General features: G+C 63.4%; 10 protein-coding genes. 7 read left to right on the forward strand and 3 right to left on the reverse strand.

The annotated features are described in order from the left end of the window. The first annotated feature begins 300 nt into the window (after positions 1-300). Positions 301-1,080 (forward strand): class II aldolase/adducin family protein, encoded by a 780-nt coding sequence (locus tag Q8N40_RS14220; RefSeq protein WP_305712271.1) that lies wholly within the window; start codon positions 301-303, stop codon positions 1,078-1,080. Between the two features lie 111 nt (positions 1,081-1,191). On the opposite strand, the gene Q8N40_RS14225 is transcribed toward Q8N40_RS14220, so the two are convergent. From Q8N40_RS14225 to Q8N40_RS14235, 3 genes are read right to left on the reverse strand one after another with little or no spacing between them, the layout of a single operon-like run. Next, the gene (locus Q8N40_RS14225; RefSeq protein ID WP_305712272.1) at positions 1,192-2,610 is read right to left on the reverse strand and encodes a M20/M25/M40 family metallo-hydrolase; all 1,419 of its coding nucleotides are present in this window, start codon (positions 2,608-2,610) and stop codon (positions 1,192-1,194) included. A 16-nt stretch (positions 2,611-2,626) separates the two neighbouring features. Then, positions 2,627-3,940: a glycosyltransferase family 87 protein gene (locus Q8N40_RS14230; protein WP_305712273.1), complete on the reverse strand. Its 1,314-nt coding sequence runs from the start codon at positions 3,938-3,940 to the stop codon at positions 2,627-2,629. 51 nt (positions 3,941-3,991) lie between these two features. Next, positions 3,992-5,620: a helicase HerA-like domain-containing protein gene (locus Q8N40_RS14235; protein ID WP_305712274.1), complete on the reverse strand. Its 1,629-nt coding sequence runs from the start codon at positions 5,618-5,620 to the stop codon at positions 3,992-3,994. Between the two features lie 375 nt (positions 5,621-5,995). Here Q8N40_RS14235 and Q8N40_RS14240 point away from each other — a divergent pair, with 375 nt between their 5' ends. The 6 genes from Q8N40_RS14240 to Q8N40_RS14265 form a co-directional block, all read left to right on the forward strand. Then, positions 5,996-6,361, forward strand: a complete 366-nt coding sequence (locus Q8N40_RS14240) for a DUF2267 domain-containing protein (RefSeq protein ID WP_305319641.1) — start codon at positions 5,996-5,998, stop codon at positions 6,359-6,361. A 24-nt stretch (positions 6,362-6,385) separates the two neighbouring features. Next, entirely contained in the window at positions 6,386-6,793 is a 408-nt protein-coding gene (locus Q8N40_RS14245; protein WP_304746097.1) for a DUF4332 domain-containing protein, read from the forward strand. A gap of 85 nt (positions 6,794-6,878) precedes the next feature. Further along, a complete protein-coding gene (folP, locus tag Q8N40_RS14250; protein WP_305712275.1) occupies positions 6,879-7,736 on the forward strand; it encodes a dihydropteroate synthase in 858 nt (285 codons plus the stop codon). After that, the gene (folB, locus tag Q8N40_RS14255; protein ID WP_305712276.1) at positions 7,733-8,113 is read left to right on the forward strand and encodes a dihydroneopterin aldolase; all 381 of its coding nucleotides are present in this window, start codon (positions 7,733-7,735) and stop codon (positions 8,111-8,113) included. The genes folP and folB overlap by 4 nt, the downstream gene beginning before the upstream one ends. Then, positions 8,106-8,597 carry a 2-amino-4-hydroxy-6-hydroxymethyldihydropteridine diphosphokinase gene (gene folK, locus Q8N40_RS14260; protein ID WP_305712277.1) on the forward strand — a complete coding sequence of 164 codons (492 nt, stop codon included), beginning with the start codon at positions 8,106-8,108 and terminating at the stop codon, positions 8,595-8,597. Before folB ends, folK begins: the two co-directional genes overlap by 8 nt. Positions 8,598-8,690: 93 nt before the next feature. Beyond that, a partial coding sequence (locus tag Q8N40_RS14265; protein ID WP_305712278.1) for a methylmalonyl-CoA mutase family protein occupies positions 8,691-9,075 on the forward strand: 385 nt, incomplete at its 3' end.

Below are 9,075 nucleotides of genomic sequence, written 5' to 3' on the forward strand. Positions count from 1 at the left end.
ATCGGCTGGGACTCCGGTGCCGCCGACTTCGCGATGACGCTGGGCGAATTCTACTGCAAGGGCCTCACCGCCCCGGTCATGGTGGAAATCAAGCGCGACGACGTGGTATTCGCCCGCGTCTACGACATCCGCGGCCAGAGCATTTCGGATCTGCTGGCGATTCCCGCGCCGTAGGACCGTTCAGCGGCCGTCGTCAAACGGCATAACTGCCACGCTGGCCCCGCGCCTTGCTGCGCAACATGCGCTTCGATAGGCTTGCGTTGAAAATCAGCCGTTCAGATCATGTGGGAGAATGCAGCCATGTCGCCAGCGGAAGCTCGCCTGAAGCAAGTACCGTCCGACATGACGGACGCGGAATGGGGCCAGCGGGTCAACCTCGCCGCCTGCTATCGCCTGATCGCGCATTACGGCTGGGACGATCTGGTCGACACCCATATCTCCGCCCGCGTGCCGGGGCCGGAGCACCACTTCCTGATCAATCCCTACGGCCTGATGTTCGACGAGATCACCGCGTCCAGCCTGGTAAAGGTCGACCTCGACGGCAATCAGCTCAGCAAGAGCCCGTACAGCATCAACCCGGCGGGCTTCACCATCCATTCGGCGATCCACGAGGTACGCGAGGACGCCGGCTGCGTGCTGCATCTGCATACGCCTGACGGCACCGCGGTGGCGAGCTCGATGGAAGGCTTGCTGCCGATGAACCAGACCGCGCAGCTCGTGACCCACGATCTCGCCTATCACGATTATGAAGGCATCGCGCTCGACCACGACGAACGCCCGCGCCTGCAAAAGGACCTCGGCAACAAGAACCACATGCTGCTGCGCAATCACGGCACGCTGACCGTCGGCCGCTCGGTCGCTTCCGCCTTCGAACGCATGTTCCATCTGGAGCGGGCCTGCACCATGCAGGTGCGCACCCGCATGCTGGGGCCGACCGCCTATCCGGTCGAACAGGCCGTGGTCGACAAGAACGCGGCCCTGTTCGCCGATCCCGACCGGATCGAACTGCGCTCGACCATGCTGGTGTGGCCGGCGCTGCTGCGCAAGGTCGACCGGCTGGATCCGGGCTACAAGGATTGAAATTTCTGCGGTTTCGTGTAGGGTAGCCGTCAACAACCTCTGCACTGCGAATCCAAACGCCGCCCAATTCCGGGCGGCGTTTTTGTTTGGGGCACGAGCGAAACGCCAACCTTACCGCGGCGCCTCCGCGAATGCGCCGAGAATGCGCGCCCATGAGCGGATGCCCTTGTGAAAACTCTTCAGGTCGTACTTCTCGTTCGGCGAATGGATGTTGTCGTCGTCGAGCCCAAAGCCCACCAGAACGGTGTCGAGCCCGAGGGTGCGCTTGAAATCTGCGACGATCGGGATCGAGGCGCCGGAGCCGATCAGCAGCGCTTCCTTGCCCCACTCCTCGGTCAAGGCGCGTTTGGCGGCCGCGAGCGGCTTCATGTTCCAGTCGAGCGCGATGGCGGGTGCATTGGAATGGTCGATGAATTCCGCGCTGCAATCTCCAGGCAGCCGCGCCGTAACGTAATCGCGAAACGCTTTTCGAATTCTGTCGGGCTGCTGTCCCTCCACCAGCCGAAACGAAACCTTGGCGGAAGCTTCCGCGGGGATCACCGTCTTGGAGCCCTCGCCGGTGTAGCCGCCGATGATGCCGTTGATGTCGCAGGTCGGGCGTGACGAGACCTGTTCGATCAGCAGTCGGTCGTTTTCGCCGGCGGGAAGCGAAAGGCCGATCGGCTTCAGAAAGGAATCCGGCGTGAGATTCAGATCCTTCCATTGCGCCAGGATCGCCGGCGGCAGGTCCTTCACGCCGTCGTAGAAGCCGGGGATGATGATGCGGCCGGCTTCGTCATGCAGGCCGCCGAGAATACGCGTGAGCACCCGGATCGGGTTTTGCGCGCCGCCGCCGAAGATGCCGGAATGCAGGTCGCGGCTGGCGGCCTTGATCCTGACTTCGTCGTAGACCAGCCCGCGCAACGAGGTGGTGATCGCCGGCGTGTCCGAATCCCACATGCCGGTGTCGCAGACCAGCGCGAAGTCGGCCGCAAGGTCCGCCTTGTTGGCCTCGAGAAACGGCACGAAATTCTTCGATCCGACTTCTTCTTCGCCCTCGATCACGATCGTGACGTCGACCGGCAGCGAACCGGTGACGGATTTCCAGGCGCGGCAGGCTTCGACGAAGGTCATTAACTGGCCCTTGTCGTCCTGGGCGCCGCGCGCGACGATGATCTTGCGCCCGTCGGCATGGTCGGTGACGACAGGTTCGAACGGCGGACGGTGCCAGAGATTGAGCGGATCGACCGGCTGCACGTCGTAGTGACCGTAGAACAGCACATGCGGCAAGTCCTTCGCTCTCTTTGCGGTGGCTCCGTTGGTCCTGGCGACGATGGCGGGATGGCCGGCGGTCGGCCTGACCTCGGTCTTAAAACCGAGCGTCGCGATATCGGCGGCAAGATGGTCGGCCGCCGCCTTGCAATCGCCGGCGAAGGCGGGATCGGCCGAGATCGACTTGATCCGCAGCAGCGCAAACAGCCGCTCCAGACTGTTGTTGAAATCCGCATCGATGCGATCGAGGACCGGTTGAAGTTGCGCCGCGTTGGACATTGCGATCTTCCCTGGACTAGCTGGGTTGCTCTTGGATGATGGCTTGTAGCCCGCCGGCCGCCGGAGACAAGGCAACGGCATCCGGCGGCGGATGCAGGATATGCCAGACCAACCCTCCCGTGATCACCGCGGCGGAAGCGAGATTGTTGCCCCAGGCCTGCAGATCGTTCGGAAACACCGGAAACGACAGGAGCATCAGGCCGCCGGCGAATGCCAGCGCGGCCCATGTGCCGGCCCGGACCGCCGCGCGGGGATCATAGGCCGCCCGATGGATCAGGACGGTGGCAGGAAAGAACAGCCACATGAAATAATATTGCCGGGCCAGCGGCGAGGCTACCGTCATGAGGCAGAACAGAATGCCGAGTTCCTCGGCGGTCGACCGTGGCGTCATCCGCGCGCGCGACGGCATCACCGCGAGGAATCCCGCGCCGATCAGGAACGATATCGCCAGCACGATCCAGTTGGCTGTCTTGAAATCGAGATCGACCCAATTCATGGTGCGCGGCGGCTTGCTCGGATCATCCTGATTGTAGTTCACCGGCCGCGTCAGCCGATGCGTCATCGCGATGATGGATTGATTGACCCAAGACCAGTTCTGCTCGTCGCGCTGGCCAAAGCCCTTCTCCGAGCTCGACCCCACCATGCCCTGGTACCATGTCTTCAACTCCGCGACGTTGTGCTGGGTGCCGCGAAACGGCGCCGGCAGCACGAACAGGAACACGCCCAGGAACACCACCATGCCCGCGACCGCCGCCCATTGCCGGCGCCAGATCAGATAGGGAAACACCGCCACCGGGAAAACCTTGATGGCGGTGGCCAGCGCAAACATGCTTCCCGCCATCCACGGCCGGCCATGCTGCAGCAGCCAGAAGCCGAACAGCATCAGGGCCAGCAGAACCAGGTTCGGCTGGCCGAGATCGAACATGTCGAACACGAAGGTGATGGTGACGAAGCCCGGCAGCGCGAACAGCCAGGGGCCGGGCGTCCGGCCGGAGCCCGCCATCGCGTGCGAGAACTGCGCGGTCATCCACCACGCCACCGCGTTGAAGAACGACAGGCATATATAGAGCGGTATTTTGCCGAAATAGCTTGGGATCGCCAGCAGCACCGCCGACAGCGGCGGATAGATGAAGTCGAAAGTGGCGTTGGGATGGCTGGGGTAGAGATCCCCGCCCGCCAGCACCTGCTGCCCGGCCCAGAACCAAAGCGGATAGTCCTTGGTCTTGCCGTTGCCCCAGATCTCCGGAACCAGCACGTCAGCCGTCAGCGCGATGCAGCACACCAGAAACAGAATATCGAGCGGCGCTCGCAACGACGGATATCTCAGCACACTGTAGCTTTCCCGGAAAATCGCAGCCAGATCGCGTCGCAGCAACGAACCCTATCGCCGCAGCAGCCCGCCAAGCGCGCCGCGCACCAGCGCGCGGCCGACCGAACTGCCCATCGCGCCGCCAAGGGATTTACCGACACTGGCAGCGACGCTGCCGGCCACCTGGTTGGTGACCGTACGCGCAACGCTTCGCGCCACCACCTGACCGGTCGACAATTTTCCCCGCTTGGCGTCCGTGCCGAAAATCGTCCCGACGATCGCGCCGAGCTGGGCGAGAATTCCCCCGCCGCCGGCGGCGGCCGGAGCGGCGGAGCCTTCGGCAGGCGCGGCCGTCCCGGCAACACGCTTCTGCAGCATCTCATAGGCGGACTCGGCATCGACGGTGGTGTCGTATTTGCCCTTCACCGGGCTCTTGCCCATGATCGCCTTGCGCTCCTCCGGCGTGATCGGCCCCATCCGCCCCGTCGGCGGCCGGATCATGACGCGCTCGACCATCGCCGGCGTGCCGTTGCCTTCCAGGAACGACACCAGCGCCTCGCCCTTGCCCAGTTCCGTAATGACCTTGGCGGTGTCGAGCTTAGGATTGGGCCGGAAGGTCTGCGCGGCAGCTGCGACCGCCTTCTGGTCGCGCGGGGTGAAGGCCCGCAATGCATGCTGCACGCGGTTGCCCAACTGGGCCAGCACCTTGTCGGGCACGTCGATCGGATTCTGCGTGACGAAATAGACGCCGACGCCCTTGGAACGGATCAGGCGCACGACCTGCTCGATCTTGTCCAGCAGCGCCTTCGGCGCATCGGTGAACAGCAGATGCGCCTCGTCGAAGAAGAACACCAGTTTCGGCTTCGGCAGATCGCCGACCTCCGGCAGTTCCTCGAACAGTTCCGACAACATCCAGAGCAGGAACGTCGAATAGAGGCGCGGGCTCTGCATCAGCTTGTCGGCGACCATAATATTGACCAGGCCGCGACCGTCGCTGTCGGTCTTCATGAAATCTTTCAGCATCAGCGCCGGCTCGCCGAAGAATTGGCTCGCGCCCTGGTTCTCCAGCACCAGCAGCTGGCGCTGGATGGTTCCGACCGTGGCCTTGGTGACGTTGCCGAAGGCCTGCGCCGCCTTGCGGATCGGCGCCAGCGCTTCCTCGTCGGCATCGGCGGCCTTCTTGCCGGCGGGAACGATCGCATCGAGCAGCGAGCGGAGATCCTTCAGGTCGATAAGCGTCAGCCCGTTTTCATCCGCGACGCGGAATGCGACGTTCAGGACACCCTCCTGCACGTCGTTGAGGTCGAGCATCCTCGACAACAGCAGCGGCCCCATTTCGGTGACCGTGGCGCGCACCGGATGGCCCTGCTCGCCGAACACGTCCCAAAACACCGTCGAAAACTGGTCGGGCTGGAACGCAAGGCCCATTTCAGAGGCCCGCTTGAGGATAAAGTCCTTGGCCTCACCGACTTCGGCGATGCCCGAGAGGTCGCCCTTGATGTCGGCGGCGAACACCGGGACGCCCGCGCGCGCAAATCCCTCAGCCATCACCTGCAGCGTGACGGTCTTGCCAGTTCCGGTGGCACCGGTGACGAGACCGTGGCGGTTGGCAAGCCCCAGCGTCAGCCACGCCGGCTGTTCGCTCTTGCCGATGAAAATCCTGTCGCCGGTATCGGCCATCTTGGTTTCGGACGTAGCCATTGCATCGCCTCTTCGCGCGCCTACCCAAGGCTTCAAACAAGGGTTTCAGCCGCCATACGTCACTATCATACTGCATCTTGCAGGCCGATTGAAACCGTCCACCGCCCTTTCCACGGGGATTGGAAGCCCCCGGTTCTTCGAGATGAGATCGACCGGTGTCGTTCAATCGGTGGACGAAAGTTGTAGCGGAGCTGCCGGACCGGCGACAAATCTCCGCAAATTCCACACTCACTCTTGCAATGCTGCAACACTCGCGACGCGATCTAGGATGAAAATGGCTTTCGAATGCGGGATCGCTTGTAATTCGTACCGCACAAGATCAAGATAAATTCACAAGCAAGGACCCGGCAAGTAACGGGTCGAGGGCGGGGCAATATGGACGAGCTGATTGGGCAGCTGGCTGCAAAGGCCGGCATTGATGAAGCTGTGGCTGAAAAAACCATTGGCATCATCCTGGGATTCCTCCGCAACGAGGGCCCTACCGACAAGGTTCAGGCATTGATTGACCAGATTCCCGGCGCGGAAGCCGCTATCGCGGCCTCGAGCAACAGCGGCGGTCTTGCGAGGTTGATGGGCGGCGGCCTGATGGCGCTGGGAACCAAGTTGATGGGACTTGGTTTGGGTATGGGCGAAATTCAGAACATCGCGCGTGAACTTTTCCGGTTTGGCCGCGACAAAATCGGAGCGGATCAGATGGGCGAGATCATCGCAGGGACACCGGGCCTCAGCCAGTTCGCTTAAAGCACCTTTTTGACATCGAGTATCATGACATATCCCATCTCCGAGATTGACGGCCTGCCAGCGTTCGCCGCTTCGAAACTGAAATCGCTTGGCATACGCACCACCGCCGGGCTGCTCGAAGCCGCCCGCACGGTCAAGGGGCGCAAGGCGCTCGCGGACAAGACCGGCATCAGCGAGCAGCAGTTGCTCGAATGGGCCAATGTGTCCGATTACATGCGGATTCCCGGCATGGGCAGGGCCAAGGTCGGGCTGGTACGCGCCGCCGGCGTCACCACGGTTCGCGAACTCGCTCTGCGCAACCCGGCGCGGCTGGCACAAAACATGCGAGACGTGAATACCAAGCGCAAGCTCGTCCGGATCCTGCCTTCGGAAAAGTCGGTCGAACAGCTGATCGCGCAGGCCCGCAAGCTTCAGCCCAAAATCACCTACTGACTGCCGCCGATCTCCCCGCTCTGGATGGCTCCGGCGGCGCCCGCAGTGTCTTGACTCCCATGCATGGACCGCGCAAAGCGACCGCATGATCGCGACCACGTCCAGACCCGCCCCGGCCGCTACCCCGGCAGATCGTCAGGTGCTGCGGGCGCTGCTGTCGCGGCCCACTCCTGCCGTGATGGGGATCCTGAACATCACACCGGACTCGTTTTCCGACGGCGGACAGTTCATCGTGCCGGAGCGCGCGCTGGCGCAGGCCCGCCGCATGATCGCCGAAGGCGCCGACATCATCGACATCGGCGCGGAATCCACCCGGCCCTACGGCGCGCAACCCGTCACCGCGGACGAAGAATTGCAGCGCCTGCGGCCGATCCTGGGCGCCGTGGTGTCGCTCGGTATTCCCGTCTCCATCGACAGTATGAAATCGGCCGTGGTCGCCTGGGCGCTCGATGCAGGTGCATCGCTCGCCAACGACGTCTGGGGCCTGCAGCGCGACCCCGACATGGCGAGGCTCGTGGCGGAACGCCATTCGCCTGTCATCGTCATGCACAACCGTGATCGGGTCAAGGCCGACCTCGACATCATGAAGGATATGGCGGATTTCTTCACCCGCTCGCTCGAGATCGCCGACAAGGCCGGTATTTCGCGTGAAAGCATTGTCCTCGACCCCGGCATCGGCTTCGGCAAGACCCCGGAGCAGAGCATGACGGCGCTGGCGCGGCTCGACGAACTCGCTGCATTCGGCCTGCCGCTGCTGGTCGGCGCGTCGCGCAAGCGCTTTATCAGTTCGGTCAGCCCGTCGGAGCCGCAGCAGCGGCTGGGCGGCTCGATCGCGGCGCATCTGATTGCGGCCAAAGGCGGCGCCCGGATCATCCGGACCCACGACGTGGCGGAAACCGTACAGGCGCTGCGGGTAGCCGCGGCAATCGGGGACAGACGATGACCGATACCATCTTCATCACCGGCGTCGTCATCCATGCCCGCCATGGCGTGATGGAGCATGAGACCGAGGTCGGGCAGCGTTTTGTCATCGATCTCGAACTGTCCGCGGATCTGTCGGAATCCTCGCGAACCGATCGCCTGGCCGATACCGTGTCCTATTCCAACGTGGTGGCGACCGCGACCGCGGCCTTCAAGAACGCCAATTACAAGCTGCTGGAACGCGCGGCCGGCGCCGTCGCCGAAGCCATCCTGTCGGCGTTTCCCCGCGTCAGCGCCATCAAGGTCACCGTGCACAAGCCGCATGCCCCGATCGCCGCGATCTTCGAGGATGTCGGCGTGGTCCTGATCCGCAAGCGGCAAGCGACCTCGCATGGCTGACGTCCTGATCGCGCTCGGCGGCAATGTCGGCGACACCAGAGCCACATTCCAGAAGGCGATCGCCAATATCTGCGGCATGACGCAGGCGGCATTGCTGGCGCGGTCGTCCGATTACGCCACGCCGCCCTGGGGTGACGAGCGGCAGGCGCGTTTCATCAATGCCTGCATCGAGATCGAGACCAGTCTCGATCCCCATGCGCTGCTGTTCACGCTGCACAAGATCGAACATAAGTTTGGCCGCGATCGCGCCAGGGAAACGCGCTGGGGTCCGCGCACCCTCGACCTCGACCTGATCGCTTATGACGACATTTCGATCCAGAAGCCGGAACTGACGTTGCCGCACCCCCGGTGGTTCGAGCGGGCTTTCGTCCTGGTGCCGCTGGCGGAGATTGTTCCCGATCGTGTTATTGCGGGACGCGGCGTTGCGGCAGCGCTGACGGAGATCTCCAGCGCTGGAATCGAGCGGCTGCCCGACCTAAATTGAGCAAAAGGGACCAAAAACAACCGTTTGGCTTGGCCACCGCCACGTGGCAACTTCCGGCCAACAGGTAACGGCGCTTGGGAGCGATCTGCGTAAATGACATCTGTAACCGACGACCTGCGGCTGGCAGCGGATTTCGCGCCGGCGACCTATGACGACTGGCGCAAGCTGGTCGATGGCGTGCTGAAGGGCGCGCCGTTCGAGAAGCTGGTCGGCAAGACCTATGATGGCCTGAAGATCGACCCGATCTATCCGCGGGCGCGCGGTGCCGCGCCGGTCGCAGGCAGGCCAGCGGCAGCCCCTTGGCAGATCATGCAGCGGATCGACCATCCGGATGCCACCCTTGCCAACGCGCAGGCGCTGCACGACCTCGAAAACGGCGCCAACGGACTGAACCTGGTGTTCGCGGGCGCCAATGAGGCCCATGGTTTCGGGCTCGACCCGTCGGCGGAAGCGATCGAAAAAGTTCTGGACGGCGTCT

Source organism: Bradyrhizobium sp. (assembly GCF_030693485.1).
Lineage (GTDB): Bacteria > Pseudomonadota > Alphaproteobacteria > Rhizobiales > Xanthobacteraceae > Bradyrhizobium.